Annotated in this window: 17 protein-coding genes; 11 read left to right on the top strand and 6 right to left on the bottom strand. The window is 69.1% G+C overall.

The features are described from left to right. The first annotated feature begins 84 nt into the window (after positions 1–84). Positions 85–834 carry a glycerophosphodiester phosphodiesterase gene (locus E0493_RS01125; RefSeq protein ID WP_160935063.1) on the top strand — a complete coding sequence of 250 codons (750 nt, stop codon included), beginning with the start codon at positions 85–87 and terminating at the stop codon, positions 832–834. A gap of 13 nt (positions 835–847) precedes the next feature. Here E0493_RS01125 and mepA read toward each other — a convergent pair whose 3' ends face one another. The 6 genes from mepA to E0493_RS01095 all read right to left on the bottom strand — a co-directional run bounded on the left by mepA (position 848) and on the right by E0493_RS01095 (position 6142). Beyond that, a complete protein-coding gene (gene mepA, locus E0493_RS01120) occupies positions 848–1693 on the bottom strand; it encodes a penicillin-insensitive murein endopeptidase (protein WP_160935062.1) in 846 nt (281 codons plus the stop codon). 12 nt (positions 1694–1705) lie between these two features. Continuing rightward, on the bottom strand, positions 1706–2002 hold the full coding sequence (locus E0493_RS01115; RefSeq protein WP_160935061.1) for a hypothetical protein: 297 nt from the start codon (positions 2000–2002) through the stop codon (positions 1706–1708). 18 nt (positions 2003–2020) lie between these two features. Further along, the gene (locus E0493_RS01110; protein ID WP_160935060.1) at positions 2021–3409 is read right to left on the bottom strand and encodes an HlyD family type I secretion periplasmic adaptor subunit; all 1389 of its coding nucleotides are present in this window, start codon (positions 3407–3409) and stop codon (positions 2021–2023) included. Then, positions 3406–5175, bottom strand: coding sequence for a type I secretion system permease/ATPase (locus E0493_RS01105; protein WP_160935059.1), 1770 nt, complete (start codon positions 5173–5175; stop codon positions 3406–3408). Before E0493_RS01105 ends, E0493_RS01110 begins: the two co-directional genes overlap by 4 nt. Positions 5176–5183: 8 nt before the next feature. After that, complete coding sequence (locus tag E0493_RS01100; protein ID WP_160935058.1) at positions 5184–5612, bottom strand: hypothetical protein; 429 nt, start codon at positions 5610–5612, stop codon at positions 5184–5186. Positions 5613–5740: 128 nt separating this feature from the next. Further along, on the bottom strand, positions 5741–6142 hold the full coding sequence (locus E0493_RS01095; RefSeq protein WP_160935057.1) for a GtrA family protein: 402 nt from the start codon (positions 6140–6142) through the stop codon (positions 5741–5743). A 187-nt stretch (positions 6143–6329) separates the two neighbouring features. On the opposite strand from E0493_RS01095, the gene E0493_RS01090 reads away from it, so the two are divergent. The 10 genes from E0493_RS01090 (at position 6330) to E0493_RS01045 (ending at position 19480) form a co-directional block, all read left to right on the top strand. Further along, complete coding sequence (locus E0493_RS01090) at positions 6330–7922, top strand: ABC transporter substrate-binding protein (protein WP_160935056.1); 1593 nt, start codon at positions 6330–6332, stop codon at positions 7920–7922. A 578-nt stretch (positions 7923–8500) separates the two neighbouring features. Then, positions 8501–10105, top strand: a complete 1605-nt coding sequence (locus E0493_RS01085) for an ABC transporter substrate-binding protein (RefSeq protein ID WP_160935055.1) — start codon at positions 8501–8503, stop codon at positions 10103–10105. An 8-nt stretch (positions 10106–10113) separates the two neighbouring features. Beyond that, on the top strand, positions 10114–11055 hold the full coding sequence (locus E0493_RS01080) for an ABC transporter permease (protein ID WP_160935054.1): 942 nt from the start codon (positions 10114–10116) through the stop codon (positions 11053–11055). After that, the gene (locus tag E0493_RS01075) at positions 11052–11978 is read left to right on the top strand and encodes an ABC transporter permease (protein WP_235913519.1); all 927 of its coding nucleotides are present in this window, start codon (positions 11052–11054) and stop codon (positions 11976–11978) included. Before E0493_RS01080 ends, E0493_RS01075 begins: the two co-directional genes overlap by 4 nt. 4 nt (positions 11979–11982) lie before the next feature. Continuing rightward, positions 11983–12975 (top strand): ABC transporter ATP-binding protein, encoded by a 993-nt coding sequence (locus E0493_RS01070; protein WP_160935053.1) that lies wholly within the window; start codon positions 11983–11985, stop codon positions 12973–12975. Then, positions 12972–14027: an ABC transporter ATP-binding protein gene (locus E0493_RS01065; RefSeq protein WP_160935052.1), complete on the top strand. Its 1056-nt coding sequence runs from the start codon at positions 12972–12974 to the stop codon at positions 14025–14027. Before E0493_RS01070 ends, E0493_RS01065 begins: the two co-directional genes overlap by 4 nt. Before the next feature lie 270 nt (positions 14028–14297). Beyond that, a complete protein-coding gene (locus tag E0493_RS01060; RefSeq protein WP_160935051.1) occupies positions 14298–14801 on the top strand; it encodes a (2Fe-2S)-binding protein in 504 nt (167 codons plus the stop codon). An 82-nt stretch (positions 14802–14883) separates the two neighbouring features. Continuing rightward, the gene (locus E0493_RS01055; RefSeq protein ID WP_160935050.1) at positions 14884–17289 is read left to right on the top strand and encodes a xanthine dehydrogenase family protein molybdopterin-binding subunit; all 2406 of its coding nucleotides are present in this window, start codon (positions 14884–14886) and stop codon (positions 17287–17289) included. Positions 17290–17302: 13 nt separating this feature from the next. Then, entirely contained in the window at positions 17303–18097 is a 795-nt protein-coding gene (locus E0493_RS01050) for an FAD binding domain-containing protein (protein WP_160935049.1), read from the top strand. A 90-nt stretch (positions 18098–18187) separates the two neighbouring features. Further along, positions 18188–19480, top strand: coding sequence for an NAD(P)/FAD-dependent oxidoreductase (locus E0493_RS01045; protein WP_160935048.1), 1293 nt, complete (start codon positions 18188–18190; stop codon positions 19478–19480). Positions 19481–19530 lie beyond the last annotated feature (50 nt).

Genomic DNA, 19530 nt, shown 5'->3' with positions numbered 1-19530 from the left:
CACGACCTCGTGGCGGGGGTTTGCACACTGCGGGTATCGACCAACATTCTTGCGCCACGCTTCGCCCGGAGGCAAGCTTCGCCCATGCCGTTTTCCGCTCGGACCGCCATCGTCAGCCACCGGGGGGGTGCCTTCCTCTGGCCGGAGAACAGCCTCGACGCGTTCCGCGAGAGTCTGGCGCTGCCGATCGAGCAATGCGAGTGCGACGTGCACCTGAGCGCCGACGGCGTTCCTGTGGTGATCCACGACGCGGTGCTGGAGCGGACAACGGAGGGCAAGGGGCCGGTGGGGGCGCAGGATGCCGCGGCGCTTGCCGCACTGCGGCTGCGCGGAGCTTCCGGCAGCCGCCTGCCGCTGCTCAGCGAGGTGGCGGCGCTGTTCCAGGGCCGTCGCCAGCAGTTGCAGGTCGAGGTGAAGACGCTGCGGGATGGCGCGCCGGACCGCGCGCTGGTGCCGCGCACCCTGGCGGCGCTGGACGGTGCCGGCATCCGCGCGCAGTGCCGCATCATCAGCTTCGACGCGCCGCTGGTGGCCGAGGCCGCCGCGGCCGGGGGCCTGGCCGGAACGATCTGGCTGTTCGAGGCCGCGCTGCTGCGCCGCATCGGCGTGGCAGGGGTGATCGGCGTGGCGCGGGCACATGGCTTCGCCATGGTGGAAACCGAGATCGGCACCCTCGACGGAGCTTTGGTCGAGGCGCTGCGGGGTGCGGGGCTGAGCATCGGCGTCTGGGGCGCCAACCACGCCGACAGCATCGGCAAGGCGCTGGCGCTCGGCGTCGATGCCCTGGCGACCGACGATCCGGTCCTGGCCCTGCGCCTGCGCGGCGGCGCCTGAGGGACCCGCAGGGTCAGGGCGCTTCGAGAATGCCGGCACAGGCTGCGGGCATCGGAGGTGGCGGCACGGCGGGTGCCGAGGCGCGCGGAGGCTGACGGGCCTCGGCCGTGAACCACCAGGCGAGGCTGGCATCGCAGCCGTTGCCGGGCGGAACGGCTGCCTGGTCCCGGCATTCCGGCTGACCAGGCGGGCAGCGCAGCCGCACATGCATATGCGAATCGTGCCCGCGCCAGGGTCGCACCCGCCGCAGCCAGGCGGCCTCCGGCTGCGACGCGCACAGCGCCTGCTTGATGGCGGGGTTGACGAAGATGCGGTCCACCGCCGGGTGCTCGGCCGCCAGCCTGATCAGCGCTGCATGGGCGGAGGTGAAGCGGGCGGGGTCCACCGCCATGCCATCAGGCCGCACCACCGAGGCGACCTCGACATGCTCGCGCGCCGCGGCGGCGGAAGGCGGCTTGGGCGAGAGGTCGAGCCAGATGTCGGCATCAAGGCCGATCTGGTGGCTGGCATGGCCCCATGGCAGCGGCCCGCCCCGCGGCTGACCGAGATCGCCGATCCAGAGGGTGGGCAGTCCCGCCGCCCGGCTCCGGCCGGCGAGGTCGCGGAGGTAGGCGACCAGGGCCGGATGGCCCCAGAAGCGGTTGCGCGAGAGGCGGACGACCTGCCAGCCCGGGCCATCCGCCGGCAACATGGCCGCGCCCGCGATGCAGCCAAGGCCATGGGCCCCGACGATGCGCGGAGCGCCGGCCGCCGGGGTGGCGACCGCCGCCCAGGGGCTGGCTTCCGCAGCGCGCGCCGGCCCGGCCAGGACGGCGAGGCCAAGGGCCAGGCCGGCTGCGTGCCAGGGCCGGAGCGGCATGCCGCGCCGGACTCAGCCGGAGAAGCGGAAGGAGCCGGGCGCCGCCTCGGGCGCAGGCTCGGCCGGCGCCGCGGGGGCGGCTCCCTGCTGGGCCTGCTGCGCCTGCTTCACCTTGCTGTCGATCTGCTTCAGCAGCGTCATCAGGCTGTTGGCGAAGGCCGGCAGCTGGACCACGGGAATGACCAGCTGGCCGCAGGGCACCGGCTTTCCATCGCTGCCGCTCTGCGCCAGCGTGATCCGGGTGACACCGTAATGCACGCTGGCTTCCAGCACGCCGTCGGCAAAAAGCACGGAGGAATTCTGGCTCAAGGCAACTCTCCTGAAGTCTTACTGCTCGTGGAAGGCGCGGTGGAAGCTGTCGATGACAGGCTGCATCATGTAGCGGAAGAAGGAACGGGAGCCGATCTGGATCTGCGCCTCAACCGGCATGCCGGCACGCAGCTCCACATTCTCCAGCCGGCGCAACTGGTCCTCGTCCACCGCCACCTGCACGCGATAGTAGCTCGCGCGGGTGCGCTCGTCCTGCGTCACGTCGCTGGCGACATAGGTCACGTGGCCATGCAGGAAGGGAACCAGCCGCTGCTTGAAGGCCGGCAGCCGGATCTCGGATTCGAGGCCCGGATAAACCACGTCGATGTCGTTGGGCGAGAGCTGCACCTCGGCCACGAGGCGGTCGGAGGCGGGCACCAACTCCATCACCGCCTCGCCAGGGCGCACCACCGCGCCTTCGTTGAAGAAGCGGCTGGCGATGATGGTGCCGTTCTCCGGGGCGATGATCTCGCGGCGGGTCTGGGTGTCGCGGGCGGCGCGAAGCTTCTCCTGGGCTTCGTTCAGCTTGGCGCGCACGTCCCGCGCCTCGGTGTTGATCTCGGCCATCCGCTGGTCGCGGGTCTGCCGCATCTGGTTGCGCGCCTCCTCGACCGAGGCCCTGGCGCGCTCGACCTGGCCGTTCAGGTCCACCATGTTGCCCTCAAGCGAGGCGATGTTGCGCTGCAGGCCGAGCAGGCGGGGCATGCGCTCCAGACCCTGCTTCACCAGGGTCTCGACATCCTGCTCCTCGCGCCGGATCAGCGCGAGCTGGCGCCGCTGGCTGTCGATCTGGCCACCCGCCGAGGTGGCGGTAGCCTCGTGCTGGGCGATGCGCGCCTCCAGCACCTGGAGCTGGCTGTTCAGGCTCATCTGCCGGGCGGCGAAGAGGGTGCGCTGCCCGGTCATCGCCTCCAGCGCCCGTGGGTCATCGCTGTTGCGCAGCTCATCGGGAAAGCGGATCTCGGGAGCGCCGGCGGCCTCGGCGGCCAGCCGGGCATCCTGCGCCAGCAGGGCCCAGCGCTGCACCCGCAGGGTTTCGAGCCCGACATCCGACTGCAGGTCGTCCAGGCGCATCAGCACCTGGCCGGCCTTCACCTTGTCGCCGTCGCGGGCCAGGATCTCGCGCACGATGCCGCCCTCCAGGTGCTGGATGGTGCGGCGGTTGCCCTCGCTGCGGATCTGGCCGGGGGCCACGGCCGCCTCGGCGAGAGGCGCCATGACGGACCAAGCGGTGAACCCGCCAACAAAGACGGCGGTGGCCAGCAGGCCGAACACCATGATGCCGCTGGTGCGGGGGCGAGGGCTGTCCAGCAGCGGCTCGGGGGCGGCGAGCGGCGGCAGGCCGGAGCCGCGGACACGATCAACGGCGCCGCTCGTGCCGCTCGGGGGGAGGGTGGTCACGCTCATGCGGCGTCTCCGGACTGGGGCGTATTGAGCCGGGCGGGGGCGGCGGCGGCGACCTGGGCGGGGCGCTGGGAGTTCATCAGGCGCTTGAGAACCTCGGCGCGCGGGCCGAACAGCTCGACCGCGCCGTCCTTCAGCAGCAGCACCTTGTCCACGCCCTGCACCAGGGCCGGGCGATGCGACACCAGCACGACGGTGCAGCCGCGCGCCTTCAGCCCGTCCAGCGCCCGCTGCAGCGCGGCCTCGGAATCACCGTCCAGGTTGGAGTTGGGCTCATCCAGCACCACCAGCTTCGGGTCGCCGAACAGGGCGCGGGCGAGGCCGATCATCTGGCGCTGGCCGCCGGAGAGGTGCTGGCCGCCCTCGCCGATCTCGGTGTCGTATCCGGCGGGAAGGCGCAGGATCATCTCATGGCAGCCGGCCAGCTTGGCGGCGGCGAAGACCTGCTCCGGCTCGGCATTCCCCATGCGGGCGATGTTGCTGAACACCGTGCCGTCGAACAGCTCCACATCCTGCGGCAGATAGCCGAGATGGCGGCCGAAATCCTCCCGCTGCCAAGTGTAGACGTCGGCGCCATCCAGCCGGACCGTGCCGGAGGAGGGGGGCAGGGTGCCGATCAGCAGACGGATCAGCGTCGTCTTGCCGGCGGCGGAGGGGCCGATCACCGCCAGGCTCTCGCCGGCATCCAGGCCGAAGGCGACGCCCTTGATGATGGGCACAGCCTGGCCGGGCAGCGCGTAGGAGACGCGCTCGGCGGTCAGGCGGCCAACCGGCTCGGGCAGCGGCAGGCCGGGCGGGCGCAGGCGCGGCAGGGTCAGGAAGGCCGTCAGCCGCTTCAGCGCCTGCCGGCACTGCACCAGGCCCTTCCAGCCGCCGATCAGCTGCTCCACCGGCGCCAGGGCCCGGCCCATGATGATGGAGCCGGCAATGGAGGCGCCTGAGGTCAGCTCCTGCTGCAGCACCAGGTAGGCGCCGGCGCCGAGAATGGCGAGCTGGACGACAAGGCGCAGGAACTTGGTGACGGAGAGCAGGATGGCGGCGCGCCCGGCCGCCTTCTCCTGCGGTCGCAGGACCTCGGCGGTGGCCTGCCGCCAGCGGCGCATCACCGCCGGGGCCATGCCCATGCTGTCGATCACCTCGGCGTTGCGGCTGATCGTGTCGGCGCGGCGCTGGCCCACCATGGTGGCGGTGTTGGCGCGCTTCAGCAGGTCGGAAGTGGTCAGCTCGTTCAGCAAGGTGAGGCCGAAGAGCAGCACGGCGCCACCGAGGGCGATGAAGCCCATCACGGGGTGCAGCAGGAAGATGGCGGCGAGGTAGATCGGCACCCAGGGCACGTCATAGACGGCCAGCGAGCCGGGCGAGCTGAGCCAAGAGCGGCAGAAGCCCAGGTCGCGCAGCGCCTCCATGCGATAAGGACGACCGCGGAGCTGCGCCTCCAGGGCGCGCTCGAAGCCCTCGGGCGCGACCCGCGTCTCGATCCAGGTGGCGACGCGCTGCATGATGCTGCCGCGCACCGCCTCCAGCAGCGCCAGCAGCAGCAGGGCCGACACGGCGATGACGGTGAGGAAGATCAAGGTGTTGACGTTGCGGGTGGCGAGCACCCGGTCGAACACCTGCATCATGTAGACGGAAACGGTGAGCTGCAGGAGGTTGACGACGCCGCTGAACAGCCCGACCGCAACAAATTCCCGGCGGCAAGCGCCGATCGCCTTGGCCAGGGGGGTGGCCGGGGCGCGGTCGGCGCCAGGAGCTCGGGGGGCGAAGAACATGTTTGAGGTCAGCCTGGCAGTTGCAGATGCAGGTAGGGAAGCAGCCCGAGGCGCAGCGCGCCCCAGGCGATCAGCGCCGCCAACAGCAGCGAGACCAGCCCGGCGAGGACGAGCTTGCCGAAGCCGGGCGGCTGGCGCAGCCCGGCGATCGCCTCGCGGGCGCCTTCGCGGCGCAGCACCTCGGCCTGGTTGTGAAGGTGGCGAAACGCCCACTCCTCCAGCGCACGCTCGGCCTCTGCCCGGCGCGCCGGCGCCTCCTCCGGCCGCGGCGAGCCGGCGGCGGCCGCCAGGCCATAGGCCAGAAGGACGGGAAGCCGGTCTTCCGCACCGGCGGGACGGAAGCCTTCGGGCAGGGTGTCGGCGGAAGCGGGCGGCGGCGCGGCGTCGCTTGCCGCCTCCGCCTCAGCCTCCTTCCGCAGAGATTGCTGTGTCGGCATATCTGGCAGAATACTCCATCAATCGGCCTGAACTCATGACCTCCGGGCGCGGCAACATAGTGCCGACGCGTGGTCAAATAACAGTGTAAACTGCAATATTTTTAAGTAGCATGGTTGTGCCAAACTAATCAGCAGCGAATTTTTTCGATGTTTTCTGCGGAGGGGCGGAAAACATAGCTGCGACTAAGCAGAAAATTGCTCGCCATTCCCGCCACCGAGCCGGCGGCCACGCCGAGCACGGGATGCGCGGCAGCCAGCGGCACGTTCGAGACGAGCACGGCATACGTGCCATAGTTGATAACGAAGCCAAGCAAATTAACCAGAAGAAAAAGCGCCCACTGGCGGCCAGCGGCCTCGCGATGCGCGGTGCGGAAGGTCCAGGCCCGGTTCAGCGCCCAGTTGCCGCTCGCCGCCACAAGATAGGAGAGTGCCCGGCCGGCATAGAGGCCGGCGCCCAGGGCAAGGGCGGCGTAGAGGGTGAGGGTGTCCACCACGAACCCGACGCAGCCCACCACGCCGAAGCGCAGCATCTGGCTGAGCAGCGCGGCCTGCGGGGGGCTGAGCGGGAGGGCGGAAAGCCGGAGGAAGGGCATGCGGCGGTGGATACTGCCCTCTTCCGCCGGCGCCAAGCGTAAGCCTGTGAGATGCCCCCTTGCGCGCCGGGAGGCGCTCGGCTTCCCTCTGGCGCACAGGAAGCCTTCGGGAGAGCAAATCACAATGGACCGACGCCAACTGTTTCGCGGCGCCGCGGGCATCGCGGCCGCGGGTGCGTTGCCGCGCTTCGCGATTGCGCAGGGCAGCACCGCGCGGGTGCTGAAGTTCATCCCGCAGTCGGACCTGGCGGTGGTGGACCCCATCATCACCACCGCCTACGTAACGCGCAACCATGCCTACATGGTCTGGGACACGCTCTACGGCTTCGACGAGAACTACAAGCCGCAGCCGCAGATGGTGCAGGGGCATGTGGTCGAGGAGGGCGGCCGCCGCGTCACCATGACGCTGCGCGAGGGGCTGAAGTTCCACGATGGCGAGCCGGTGCGGGCGCGCGACTGCGTCGCCTCGATCCGCCGCTGGGCGGTGCGCGATGCGCTCGGGCAGGTGATGATGACGGTGCTGGACGAGTTGTCCGCGCCGGACGACAAGACCATCGCCTTCCGCTTCAAGCAGCCCTTCCCGTTGCTGTTCGACGCGCTGGGCAAGCCGGCCACGCCGGTCTGCTTCATGATGCCGGAGCGGCTGGCGAAGACCGACGCGGCGGTGGCGGTGAAGGAGATCATCGGCAGCGGCCCGTTCCGCTGGAACGCCGCCGAGCGGGTGCCGGGCGCACGCGTGGTCTATGACCGCTTCGAAGGCTATGTGCCACGTGCCGACGGCAAGGTGAGCTGGACCGCCGGCCCGAAGCAGGTGCATTTCGACCGCATCGAGTGGAACGTCATGCCGGACGCCGCGACGGCGGCCAACGCGTTGCAGGGCGGGGAGGCCGACTGGTGGGAGCAGCCGCCGGGCGACCTGCAGATCATGCTGCGCCGCAACCGCAACCTGAGCCTGGAAATCCAGGACCCGACCGGGTTGATGGGGATGGCCCGGTTCAACCACCTCCATCCCCCCTTCAACAATCCCGCCATTCGCCGGGCGCTGCTCGGCGCGGTGAACCAGGCCGACTACATGACGGCGGTGATCGGCACCGACAAAAGCCTTTGGCGCGACGGCGTGGGCATCTTCACGCCCGACACCCCGCTGGCCAACGACGCCGGCATGGAAGTGCTGACCAGCCCGCGCGACTACGACAAGGTCAAGCGCGACCTGGCCGCTGCCGGCTACAACGGCGAGAAGGTTGTGCTGATCGCCGCCTCCGACTTCCCATCGCTCAACGCGCTGGCGCAGGTCGGCAACGACATGCTGCAGAAGGCGGGCATGAACGTCGAGTACGTCTCCACCGACTGGGGCACGGTGGTGCAGCGCCGCGCCAGCAAGGAGCCGGTGGACAAGGGGGGGTGGAGCATCTTCTTCACCTTCTGGGCGGGCATCGACATGATGAACCCGGGCGTGCAGCAGGCGCTGCGCGGCAACGGGCAGGCCGCATGGTTCGGCTGGCCGACGGCGCCCAAGCTTGAGGAGCTGCGCAACGCCTGGTTCGAGGCGCCCGATCTGGCCGTGCAGAAGGAGATCGCCCGCAAGATCCAGCTGCAGGCGTTCGAGGAGGTGCCTTATCTGCCCGCGGGCCAGTATTTCCAGGCCTGGGCCTATCGCCGCAACCTGACCGGCGTGCTGAAGGGCCTGCCGATGTTCTGGAACGTGCAACGCAGTTAAGCGGCCTGCCAGCAGGCTGGGCAGGGCAGAGGCGATTGGGCTTGAGCCCGGGTCGTCTCTGCCAGGCCGCAAAAGGTGTGATGGGGCGTTCCCCGACGGAGGGCCAGGCTGGCTAACCTCAGGAGGTTGGCCCAGACCTCCGGGACACAACCCTGGCGCGAAAGTTCCCGCAGGCCAGACGGTTGGAGAGCCTAAGGCCCGCTCTTGCCTTTCAGAAAATTTCTTCGGCGGCATGATTCCCGTTTCGCCGGTCCTGGCGAGGGCGGAAGCCCCTGCCAGGTGGGAGCCTGGCCCCTGCCTCCCCGTGGTCGGCGCTGCCCGTTCCCCGCCTTCCCTTCGTAAATGATTGATCCTCGGGCCCGCGCCGCCTTGAACGCCGCGCGAATCCGCCCGATGCTGCTTCTGGCAACAGGCAACAAGCCGTCACCGAGCCCGGACCATACCGGGCCGGCTGCATTTGCTTCGGCAGTGGCACGCTATGTGCTGGAGCGCCAGCAGGCTCCGCGGAAACAGGGCCGCGGTTTGAACCATGGGCGGCGAGGGCAAGAGCCCCGCCGGGGAGACGAGGGATGACGATAATGGAACGCCGATCCTTCCTGAAGCTTGCGGCAGGGGCAGGCGGCTTTGCCGCCACTGCCGGCGGCCTGGCCGCGCCAGCGCTGGCGCAGGGCGCCGCCGCCCGCACGCTGCGCTTCGTGCCGCAAGCCAATCTTGCCAACTTCGATCCGATCTGGGGCACCCAGTATGTCGTCCGCAACGCGGCGATGATGGTGTGGGACACCCTTTACGGGGTCAATTCCCAGCTCCAGCCGAAGCGGCAGATGGTCGAATCGGAGGAGGTTTCGGACGACGGCCTGGTCTGGACTTTCAAGCTCCGGCCAGGGCTGAAGTTCCACGACGGCGAGCCGGTGTTGGCGAAGGACGCTGTCGCCAGCCTGAATCGCTGGGCCGTGCGCGACCCGATGGGCCAGATGATCCGTGGCATCCAGAACGAGCTGGTGGCAGTGGATGACCGCACCTTCCGCTGGTCGCTGAAGAAGCCCTACCCGAAGATGCTGCTGGCGCTGGCGAAGAACAATTCGCCTTGCAGTTTCGTCATGCCGGAGCGGATCGCCAAGACCGACCCGTTCAAGCAGATCGAGGAACATGTCGGCTCCGGTCCGCTGCGCTTCAAGCGCGACCAGTGGGTGCCAGGCGCGCAGGCGGTTTTCGAAAGGTTCGACGGCTATGTGCCGCGCGAGGAGCCGGCCGACTGGATGGCCGGCGGCAAGCGGGTACTGGTGGACCGTGTCGAGTGGAAGATCATGCCCGATGCGGCGACGGCCTCGGCCGCGCTGCAGTCCGGCGAGATCGACTGGTGGGAAACGCCGTTGCCGGACCTCGTGCCGGTGCTGCGCAACGACCGCCGCATCAAGGTGGATATCGCCGACCCGCTCGGGAACATCGGCAGCTTCCGCATGAACCACCTCTTTCCGCCTTTCGACAACGTCAAGGCGCGCCGGGCGATCCTCATGGCGGCGAGCCAGGAGGACTACATGCGGGCGATCGTCGGCAGCGACGAGAACCTGTTCAAGCTGCTGCCTTCCTTCTTCACGCCGGACACGCCGCTCTACACCGAGGAGGGCGGCGACATCCTGAAGGGCGAGCGGCGGATGGATGCCGCCAAGAAGCTGCTGGCGGAGGCCGGCTACAAGGGCGAGCCGATCACCGTGCTGGTGGCGCAGGACATGGCGATCACCAAGGCGCAGGGCGACGTCACGGCGGATCTGCTGAAGCGGCTCGGGATGAATCTCGACTTTGTCGCCACCGACTGGGGTACCGTCGGTGCGCGCCGGGCGAGCAAGGAGCCGCCTGGCAAGGGCGGGTGGCACATCTTCCACACCTGGCATGCCGGCGCCGACTGCATCAACCCGGCCAGCTACACCGCCATCCGCGCCAATGGCGATCAGGCCTGGTTCGGCTGGCCGAAAAACGAAGAGATCGAGGCGGCGCGCGACGAGTGGTTCGCCGCACCGGATCTCCCGGGGGAGAAAGCTGCCGTGTCTAAGATGAACAAGCTTGCCATGGACTACGGCATGTGGCTTCCAACCGGTTTCTTCCTGTCCTACCAGGCGTGGCGGAGCAACATCACCGGCATCGTGAAGGCGCCGATCCCCTTCGTCTGGAACGTCGCGAAGGCATAAACTGAACCATGTTCGCCTATATCGTCCGTCGTGTCCTGGCGACCATCCCCGTGATGGCGATCGTCGCCTTGTTTGTCTTCAGCCTGCTCTATATCGCCCCCGGCGATCCGGCGGCGGTCATCGCGGGTGACCAGGCCACGCCGGCCGATGTGGAGCGCATCCGCGCCAGCCTTGGCCTTGACCGCCCTTATCTGATCCGGTTCGGGGAATGGGTCTGGCGCATCCTCCAGGGAGATCTCGGCACCTCGATCTTCACCAACCTGCCGGTGACGCGCATGATCGCGCAGCGCATCGAGCCGACGCTCTCACTGATGGTGGTCACCCTGGGGCTGGCGATCGCCATCGCTGTTCCGCTGGGCGTGATCGCTGCTTGGAAGAGCGGCTCCTGGATTGATCGCCTGGTGATGGTCTTCTCGGTGCTGAACTTCTCCGTCCCGGTCTTCGTGGTGGGCTACCTGCTGGCCTACTACTTCGCGCTGCAGCTCGACTGGTTCCCGGTGCAGGGCTACACGCCGATTTCCGAGGGCGTCGGCCGCTGGCTCCAGAACCTCGTGCTGCCGGCGGTTGCACTTGGTGGCGGGTACACCGCGCTGATCGCGCGCATCACCCGTGCCACCATGCTGGAGGTCCTGCAGCAGGACTATATCCGCACCGCACGCGCCAAGGGCGCGGGGCAGCGCACCGTCCTGTTCCTGCACGCGCTGAAGAACGCCGCCGTGCCGATCGTCACCGTCATCGGCATCGGCGTTGCGCTGCTGATCGGCGGCGCGGTGGTGACGGAAAGCGTCTTCGCCATTCCCGGCCTCGGCCGCCTCACGGTTGATGCCATCCTGCGGCGCGACTACCCCGTCATCCAGGGCGTCATCCTGCTCTTCAGCTTCGCCTATGTGCTGGTGAACCTGCTGATCGACCTGAGCTACACCCTGTTCGACCCGAGGATCCGGTATTGAGCACCACCATCCTGCCTCCGGGCGCGGTTTCCCCGAAGAGCGTCGCCAAGGCGGCGCCGATGCCGGACATTCTGGCGACGAGGAGCCCGCCCAAGGGGTTCGTCGGCTATCTGTGGCGCCACCCGACCATCGCGGTCGGCGGCTTCCTGCTGCTGGTGATGCTGTTCATCGCCGTCTTCGCGCCCTGGCTCTGGACCAAGGACCCGACCGCCCTTGCGCCGGTGATGCGTACCCGCAACCCTTCCGCCGCTGCCTGGTTCGGCACCGACATGCTGGGGCGCGACGTGTATTCGCGCGTGCTCTATGGCGCCCGCGTCTCGCTGATCGTGGGCTTCGGCGTCGCCTTCTTCTCCTCGGTCATCGGGCTTTTCATCGGCCTCGTCTCCGGCTTCGTGCGCTGGGCTGACAGCATCATCATGCGCATCATGGACGGGTTGATGTCGATCCCTTCCATCCTGCTCGCGATCGCCCTGATGGCCCTGACGCGCGGCTCGGTCGGCAACGTCATCCTGGCCATCACCGTGGCCGAAATCCCCCGCGTCTCGCGGCTCGTGCGCGGCGTCGTGCTGTCGTTGCGCGAGCAGCCCTATGTCGATGCGGCGATCGCCTCCGGCACGCGCACGCCGGTCATCATCTGGCGGCACATCCTGCCCAACACGCTGGCGCCGATGACCGTGCAGGCGACCTACATCTGCGCCGCCGCGATGATCGCCGAGGCGATCCTCTCCTTCATCGGCGCCGGCACGCCGCCGATCATTCCCTCCTGGGGGAACATCATGGCCGAGGGCCGCGCGCTCTGGCAGGTGAAGCCCTACATCGTGTTCTTTCCCGCCATCTTCCTCTCCATCACCGTGCTGGCGGTGAACCTGCTGGGCGACGGCCTGCGGGATTCGCTCGATCCGCGCCTGGCGAAGCGGGTGTAACCCTATGGCTCTGCTTGAAGTCGAAAACCTCCAGACGCATTTCCGGACCCCCGATGGCGGCGTGAACCGCGCGGTGGACGGGCTGAGCTTCAGCGTCGAGGCCGGCGAGACGGTGGCCATCGTCGGCGAATCAGGCTGCGGCAAGTCCGTGACCTCGATGTCCATCCTGCGGCTCATCCCGGAGCCGCCGGGCAAGATCGCGGGCGCCATCCGCTTCAACGGCCGCGATCTGCTGAAGCTCTCCGACCGCGAGATGCGCGCCATCCGCGGCAACGAGATCAGCATGATCTTCCAGGAGCCGATGACTTCGCTGAACCCGGTGCTGACCATCGGCCAGCAGATCGGCGAGGCGCTGCGGCTGCACCAGGGGATGTCCAGGTCGCAGGCGGAGGCCAAGGCGGTGGAGATGCTGACGCTGGTCGGCATCCCGGCGCCGGCCCGGCGGGTGAAGGAGTATCCGCACCAGCTCTCCGGCGGCATGCGCCAGCGCGTGATGATCGCCATCGCGCTCGCCTGCAATCCGAAGCTGCTGATCGCGGACGAGCCGACCACCGCGCTCGACGTCACCATCCAGGCGCAGATCCTCGACCTGATGCGCGACCTCAAGCGTACGGTCGGCGCCGCCATCGTGCTGATCACGCATGACCTCGGCGTGGTGGCCGAGGTCGCGGAGCGCGTCATCGTCATGTATGCCGGCCGCAAGGTGGAGGAGGCGAAGGTTGAGGAGCTGTTCCGCGCGCCGAAGCACCCCTACACCCAGGGCCTGCTCGGTGCGGTGCCGAAGCTCGGCTCCTCGCTCACCGGCGAGACCGAGCGCCTGGCCGAAATTCCCGGCCTGGTGCCAAGCCTGAAGCAGCGCATCGACTATTGCGTCTTCGCCGGCCGCTGCCCCTATGCGACCGACCTTTGCCGCGAAGTCACGCCCGCCCTGGAGGAGAAGGCGCCTGGCCATGTCGCGGCCTGCCATTATGCGGTGAAGGAGGCCGTGGCGGCATGAGCATGACGATGGGAACCCATCCCCCGCACCGCAGCCATCGCCCGCTGCTGGAGGTGAACGACCTCAAGAAGCACTTCCCGATCCGGGCCGGCTTCTTCGGCGGCACGACCGGCTATGTTTATGCGGTGGACGGCGTCTCCTTCCATATCGAGAAGGGCGAGACGCTTTCTCTGGTCGGCGAATCCGGCTGCGGCAAGTCCACCGTCGGCAAGGCGCTGCTGCGCCTCTTTCCGCCGACCGACGGGCAGGTGGTGCTGGACGGCACGCGCATCGACGACATGTCGCAGGGCCAGCTCCGTCCCCTGCGGCGGCGCATGGGCGTGATTTTCCAGGACCCCTTCAGCAGCCTCAATCCACGCATGCGGGTGAGGGACCTGCTGGCCGAGCCGATCCGCAACTTCGGCCTCGCGAAGAGCAGCGCCGATCTCGACGCGCGCATCGCCAGCCTGATTGATCTCGTGCGCCTGCCGCGGGATTCCGCGAACCGCTGGCCGCACGAGTTCTCGGGCGGGCAGCGGCAGCGCATCTGCATCGCGCGCGCGCTGGCGGGCGAGCCCGACCTGATCATCTGCGACGAGGCCGTCTCCGCCCTCGACGTCTCGGTGAAGGCGCAGATCGTCAACCTGCTGCAGGAGCTGCAGCAGGAACTCGGCCTGGCGATGCTGTTCATCAGCCACGACCTGGCCATCGTCGAGCACATGACGCACCGCGTGGCGGTCATGTATCTCGGCCAGATCGTCGAGATCGCGCCGCGCCGCGCCCTCTTCGGCGCACCGAAGCACCCTTATACCGAGGCGCTGCTTTCCGCGGTGCCGGTGCCGGAGCCGGGGGCCGGCCGGCAGCGCATCGTGCTGAAGGGCGACGTGCCGAGCCCGATCAACCCGCCCAGCGGCTGCCGCTTCCATACCCGCTGCCCCTATGCCTTCGACCGCTGCCGGACGGACGTACCGCGCCTGCAGCAGACGCAGCCCGGCCAGTGGGCGGCCTGTCACCTGCACGACCTGCCGGCCGAGAAGAACCCGCTGGCGCGCAGCCTTCCCGCCGGGGCCTGAAGCTGAATGAAAGCCCGGGGGAGGCGGCTCCTTCGGGCCTTCTGCCACGCGCTCGGGCGGTGATGTGCGCGGAGGCTGTCTGCTCCCCTTGCTTCCAGGCGGAGCAGGTCGCCCGTGTGTTTGCGAACGCATCGCATTCGCGCCATAATGCGCCCCGCTTTTGCCGTCTCGCCGCATCCGCCCGCTTGACGGGCCCTGCCTGCTGGGATGACGTTTGCCGCCAAGGCCGCCGCGCATCGCGGCGGCATTCGCGCATGGGGGAGAAGCGACATGCCGCAAGTCACACTGACGGTGAACGGCAAGTCCCATACGGTGGATGTGGAAGGGCGCACGCTGCTGGTCGAGCTGCTGCGCGAGAAGCTGCGCCTGACCGGTACCCATGTCGGCTGCGACACCAGCCAGTGCGGCGCCTGTGTCGTGCATATGGGCGGGGACAGCGTGAAGGCCTGCACGATCCTCGCGGTTCAGTGCGAGGGCGCGGAGATCGCCACCATCGAGGGTCTCGCCGCCGCTGACGGCACGCTGCACCCGATGCAGGAAGCCTTCCGCGAGTATCACGCCCTGCAATGCGGCTTCTGCACGCCGGGCATGGTGATGAGCGCCATCGACCTGGTGAAGAAGCATCCCTCCGGCCTCTCCGAGCAGGAGATCCGCGACGGGCTCGAGGGCAACATCTGCCGCTGCACCGGCTATCACAACATCGTCAAGGCGATCGCCGCCGCCGCCGAGGTGATGAACGGCAAGCGCAGCGAGCTGGCCCGCGCCGCGGAGTGATCCCGGCCCCCGTGGGATGCGACGACCGGCCGTCATAAGGCCGGCGTGACATGTGCAAGAACGCCTTTGGGAGGCGATTTCCATGAACGTCACGATTCCCTTCGAGGGCATCGGGGCCAGTGTGAGGCGGAAGGAGGATCTCCGCTTCCTCACCGGCCGCGGCCAGTACACGGACGACCTGAACCGCCCGGGCCAGCTCCACGCCTGGGTCCTGCGCAGCCCCCATGCCCATGCGCGGATCGAGCGCATCGACACGGCCGCCGCGGCGGCCATGCCGGGCGTGCAGGCGATCTATACCGGCCAGGACCTCGCGGCGGCGGGGCTGGGTGGGGTGCCCTGCGGCTGGCAGGTCACCGGCAAGGGCGGCAAGGTGATGGCCGAGCCGGCGCATCCCGTGCTTGCCCTCGGCAAGGTGCGGCATGTCGGCGACCCTGTGGCGCTGGTGGTGGCGGAAACCCGCTCCCAGGCGCGTGACGCGGCCGAGGCGATCCTGGTGGACTACGCGCCGCTCGCGGCGGCGACGACCATCGAGGCCGCCATCGCGCCCGGCGCCGCCGCGCTGCATGACGAGGCGCCGGGCAACATCTGCTTCGACTGGGAGATCGGCGACGCCGCCGCGACGGATGCGGCCTTCGCGCGGGCGCACAAGGTGGTGCGGTTCGACACCACCAACAACCGGCTGGTGCCGAACGCCATGGAGCCGCGCGCCGCGCTCGGCGAGTATGACCCCAACAGCGGCGAGCACACGCTCTGGACCACCAGCCAGAACCCGCATGTGATCCGCCTGCTGATGGGCGCCTTCGTGCTGAAGGTGCCGGAGCACAAGCTGCGGGTGGTGGCGCCGGATGTCGGTGGCGGCTTCGGCAGCAAGATCTACCACTATGCCGAGGAGGCGCTGGTCACCTGGTCGGCGGCGCAGTTGAAGCGCCCGGTGAAATGGACCGCCGAGCGCACGGAGAGCTTCATCTCCGACGCGCATGGCCGCGACCACGTCACCCATGCCGAACTGGCCCTCGACGAAGAAGGGCGCTTCCTCGGGCTGCGGGTCTCCACCCTGGCCAATATGGGCGCTTATCTCTCCACCTTCGCGCCGGCGGTGCCGACCTATCTCAGCGCAACGCTGCTGGCCGGCGTCTACACCACGCCGGCGATCCATGGGCAGGTGAAGGCGGTGTTCACCTCCACCGTGCCGGTGGACGCCTATCGCGGTGCCGGGCGTCCGGAGACGACCTACCTGCTGGAGCGGTTGGTGGACGTCGCGGCCCGCGAAATGGGCATGGACCGGACCGAGATCCGCCGCAAGAACTTCATCCGGCCGGACCAGTTCCCGTACCAGACGCCGGTCGCCCTGCAATACGACAGCGGCGACTACGAGGCGACGTTGCGCGTCGCGCTCGAGGCCGCGGACTTCGCCGGCTTCGAGGCGCGGCGAACCGAGGCCAGGGCGCGCGGCAAGCTGCGCGGCATCGGCATCTCCACCTATCTGGAGGCCTGCGGCATCGCGCCCTCCAAGCTGGTCGGCCAGCTCGGCGCGCGCGCCGGGCTCTACGAGGTGGCCAACATCCGCGTTCACCCGACCGGCAGCGTCTCGGTCTTCACCGGCACGCACAGCCACGGGCAGGGGCACGAGACGACCTTCGCCCAGCTCGTCACCGAGAAGCTCGGCGTGCCCTTCGACCAGGTGGAGATCGTGCACGGCGACACCGGCAAGATCCCCTTCGGAATGGGCACCTACGGCTCGCGCTCGCTGGCGGTTGGCGGCACCGCGATGGTCAAGGCGATGGACAAGATCATCGCCAAGGGCAAGAAGATCGCGGCGCACCTGATGGAGGCGGCGGTCGAGGACATCGAGTTCAGCGACGGCCAGTTCCGCGTCGCCGGTACCGACCGCAGCAAGGCCTTTGCCGAGATCAGCATGGCGGCCTACGTGCCGCACGACTACCCGATTGAGGAGCTCGAGCCCGGGCTGGAGGAAACCGCCTTCTACGACCCGAAGAACTTCACCTTCCCCGGTGGCTGCCACATCTGCGAGGTGGAGATCGACCCCGACACCGGCGAGGTGGCGGTGGTGAACTTCACCGCTTGCGACGACGTCGGCCGGGTCATCAACCCGATGATCGTCGAGGGGCAGATCCAGGGCGGGCTGGCGCAGGGCATCGGGCAGGCGCTGATCGAGCACACCGTCTATGACGGGGACGGCCAGCTCCTCTCCGCCAGCTTCAACGACTACGCCATGCCGCGGGCGAAGGACCTGCCGTCCTTCCAGGTCTCGACCAGCACCACGCTCTGCACGCACAACCCGCTCGGCGTGAAGGGCTGCGGCGAGGTGGGCGCCATCGGCTCGCCGCCCGCCGTCATCAACGCCGTGGTGGACGCGCTGCGTGACCATGGCGTGACCCATGTCGAGATGCCGGCGACACCAGCGAAGATCTGGTCCATCATTCATCAGGGCCGCGGCGGGGCAGACCTGCCGGCGGCGGCCGAGTAGGGAGCCCAGCGCGATGTATGATTTCGAGTACCACAAGCCGTCCAGCATCGCGGATGCGGTGAAGCTGCTGGCGGCCGACCCGGAGGCCAAGGCCATCTCCGGTGGCATGACGCTGCTGCCGGCGCTGAAGCACCGGCTCAACAAGCCGAGCTATGTGGTGGACCTCTCCGGCATCGCCGAGCTGCAGGGCGTGCGCAAGGAAGGCGGCAACATCGTCATCGGCGCGCTGACCAGGCACTACGAGATCGCCACCCATCCGCAGATCCTGGCGGCGATCCCGGCCCTGGCGCGCATGGCCTCCACCATCGGCGACACGCAGGTGCGCAACCGCGGCACCCTCGGCGGCAGCATGGCCAACAACGACCCTGCGGCCGACTATCCCGCCGCCGCCCTGGCGCTCGGCGCCACCATCATCACCGACCGTCGCTCCATCCCGGCCGACGCGTTCTTCCTGGGCATGTTCACCACCGCCCTGGAGCCGGACGAGCTGGTCACCGCCGTCTCCTTCCCGGTTCCGGAGAAGGCCGGCTACGCCAAAATGCGCAACCCGGCCAGCCGCTACTCCATGACCGGCGTGTTTGTCGCCAAGGGACCGAGCGGCGTGCGCGTGGGCGTCAACGGCGCCGGGCCCTGCGCCTTCCGGCAGCAGGAGATGGAAGCGGCGCTCACCGCCAACTGGTCGCCCGATGCCGTGGCCAAGGTGAAGCAGGCGCCGGACGAGCTGAACAGCGACATCCATGGCAGCGCCGAGTATCGTGCCAGCCTGGTGACGGTGATGGCCAGGCGCGCGGTGGCGGACGCCGGCTAGGCGGAAATCCGGCGGGCCGGCCCTTCCGCCGGCCCGCCGCTTGCGGCACCCTGTGGCCCTCTGAAGCATGGGTGAGGGCAGAGCGTGCCGATGGACCAGGCCACGAACACAGGCGCCGCGGCGCGCGGCCATGTCGTGGTGATCGGCGCCGGAATCATCGGCGCCACCAGCGCACTTGAGGCGCTGCGCGAAGGCTTCCGCGTCACCATCCTCGATCCCGGCGAGCCGGGCGGCGAGCAGGCCGCCAGCTACGGCAACGGCGCCTGGCTCTCTCCGCAATCCGTGCTGCCGACGGCCGGGCCGGGCACCTGGAGGAAGGTGCCGGGTTTCCTGCGCGACCCGCTCGGGCCGCTTGCGGTGCGCTGGGGCTATCTGCCGCGCGTGGCGCCATGGCTGCTGCGCTTCCTCTGGTCTTCCTGGACGGAGGAGAAGGTGCTGCGCATCGCCCGTGGCCTGCGGCCGCTGCTGCGTGACGCTCCGCTGCTGCACCAGGAACTCGCCGAGCAGGCCGGCGTGCCGGAGCTGATCGCCCGCACGGGGCTGATGTACATCTACCCCGACCGCGCCGCGTATGAGGCCGAGGCGCTGGGCTATCGCGTCCGCAAGGCGGTCGGCCTCAGCTGGCGGGAGATCGCGGCGGAGGAACTGCGCCAGCGCGAGCCCGAACTGGACCGGCGATACACCTTTGGCGCGCTGTTCGAGGAAGCGGGGCATGTCCGCGACCCCGGCGCCTATGTGTCCGCACTGGTGGCGCTGGCGGAGCGGGAAGGGGCGCAGCGCCTGCGCGCCGGCGCCACCGGGTTCCGCATCGAGGGCGGAAGGCTGCGCGCGGTCACCACCAGCCAGGGCGAGGTCGCGGCCGATCGTGCGGTGATCGCCGCCGGTGCCCATTCGAAGCTGCTGGCCGCCATGGTCGGGCACAAGGTGCCGTTGCAGACGGAGCGCGGCTACCACGCGGTGATCGCGAGCCCGGAGGCGGGGCCCCGCATTCCCCTGATGCCCTCGGACGGCAAAATGGCCGTCACCATGACGAACACCGGCCTGAGGGTGGCCGGGCAGGTGGAAATCGCCGCGCTCGGGGCGGCGCCCAACTGGAGGCGCGCCGAAATCCTGCGCGACTACCTGCTGCGCACCTTTCCCGGCCTGCCGCGCGACCTGCCGGCGGAGCGGGTGAAGCTCTGGATGGGCAATCGGCCGAGCCTGCCCGATGCGCTGCCCTGCATCGGCCCCGCCCGCGGCTGCTCCGACGTGGTGCTGGCCTTCGGTCACGCTCATACGGGAATGGTGGCGGCGCCACGCACCGCCCGATTGGTCGGCGCGATCCTGGCAGGGCGCAGGCCGGAGATTCCGATAGAGCCTTACGACCCCTGCCGATTCGGCTAGCTTTCAGGACGCGGGGATGCAAGGATGGAGTCTGCCGGCCCTGCATCCCG

Origin of the sequence: Teichococcus coralli (genome assembly GCF_009829925.1) — a bacterium.
Classification (GTDB): Bacteria; Pseudomonadota; Alphaproteobacteria; order Acetobacterales; family Acetobacteraceae; genus Pseudoroseomonas; species Pseudoroseomonas coralli.
The sequence above is the reverse complement of the archived record's forward strand: the minus strand, read 5'-3'. Positions and strand labels throughout refer to the sequence as shown.

What these genes read in the sequence shown, in the direction of transcription:
- E0493_RS01125 (WP_160935063.1), top strand. Translation starts at nt 85, where the DNA reads ATGCCGTTTTCCGCTCGGACCGCCATCGTCAGCCACCGGGGGGGTGCC.
- mepA (WP_160935062.1), bottom strand. Translation starts at nt 1,693, where the DNA reads ATGCCGCTCCGGCCCTGGCACGCAGCCGGCCTGGCCCTTGGCCTCGCC.
- E0493_RS01110 (WP_160935060.1), bottom strand. Translation starts at nt 3,409, where the DNA reads ATGAGCGTGACCACCCTCCCCCCGAGCGGCACGAGCGGCGCCGTTGAT.
- E0493_RS01105 (WP_160935059.1), bottom strand. Translation starts at nt 5,175, where the DNA reads ATGTTCTTCGCCCCCCGAGCTCCTGGCGCCGACCGCGCCCCGGCCACC.
- E0493_RS01100 (WP_160935058.1), bottom strand. Translation starts at nt 5,612, where the DNA reads ATGCCGACACAGCAATCTCTGCGGAAGGAGGCTGAGGCGGAGGCGGCA.
- E0493_RS01095 (WP_160935057.1), bottom strand. Translation starts at nt 6,142, where the DNA reads ATGCTGCGCTTCGGCGTGGTGGGCTGCGTCGGGTTCGTGGTGGACACC.
- E0493_RS01090 (WP_160935056.1), top strand. Translation starts at nt 6,330, where the DNA reads ATGGACCGACGCCAACTGTTTCGCGGCGCCGCGGGCATCGCGGCCGCG.
- E0493_RS01085 (WP_160935055.1), top strand. Translation starts at nt 8,501, where the DNA reads ATGGAACGCCGATCCTTCCTGAAGCTTGCGGCAGGGGCAGGCGGCTTT.
- E0493_RS01080 (WP_160935054.1), top strand. Translation starts at nt 10,114, where the DNA reads ATGTTCGCCTATATCGTCCGTCGTGTCCTGGCGACCATCCCCGTGATG.
- E0493_RS01070 (WP_160935053.1), top strand. Translation starts at nt 11,983, where the DNA reads ATGGCTCTGCTTGAAGTCGAAAACCTCCAGACGCATTTCCGGACCCCC.
- E0493_RS01065 (WP_160935052.1), top strand. Translation starts at nt 12,972, where the DNA reads ATGAGCATGACGATGGGAACCCATCCCCCGCACCGCAGCCATCGCCCG.
- E0493_RS01060 (WP_160935051.1), top strand. Translation starts at nt 14,298, where the DNA reads ATGCCGCAAGTCACACTGACGGTGAACGGCAAGTCCCATACGGTGGAT.
- E0493_RS01055 (WP_160935050.1), top strand. Translation starts at nt 14,884, where the DNA reads ATGAACGTCACGATTCCCTTCGAGGGCATCGGGGCCAGTGTGAGGCGG.
- E0493_RS01050 (WP_160935049.1), top strand. Translation starts at nt 17,303, where the DNA reads ATGTATGATTTCGAGTACCACAAGCCGTCCAGCATCGCGGATGCGGTG.
- E0493_RS01045 (WP_160935048.1), top strand. Translation starts at nt 18,188, where the DNA reads ATGGACCAGGCCACGAACACAGGCGCCGCGGCGCGCGGCCATGTCGTG.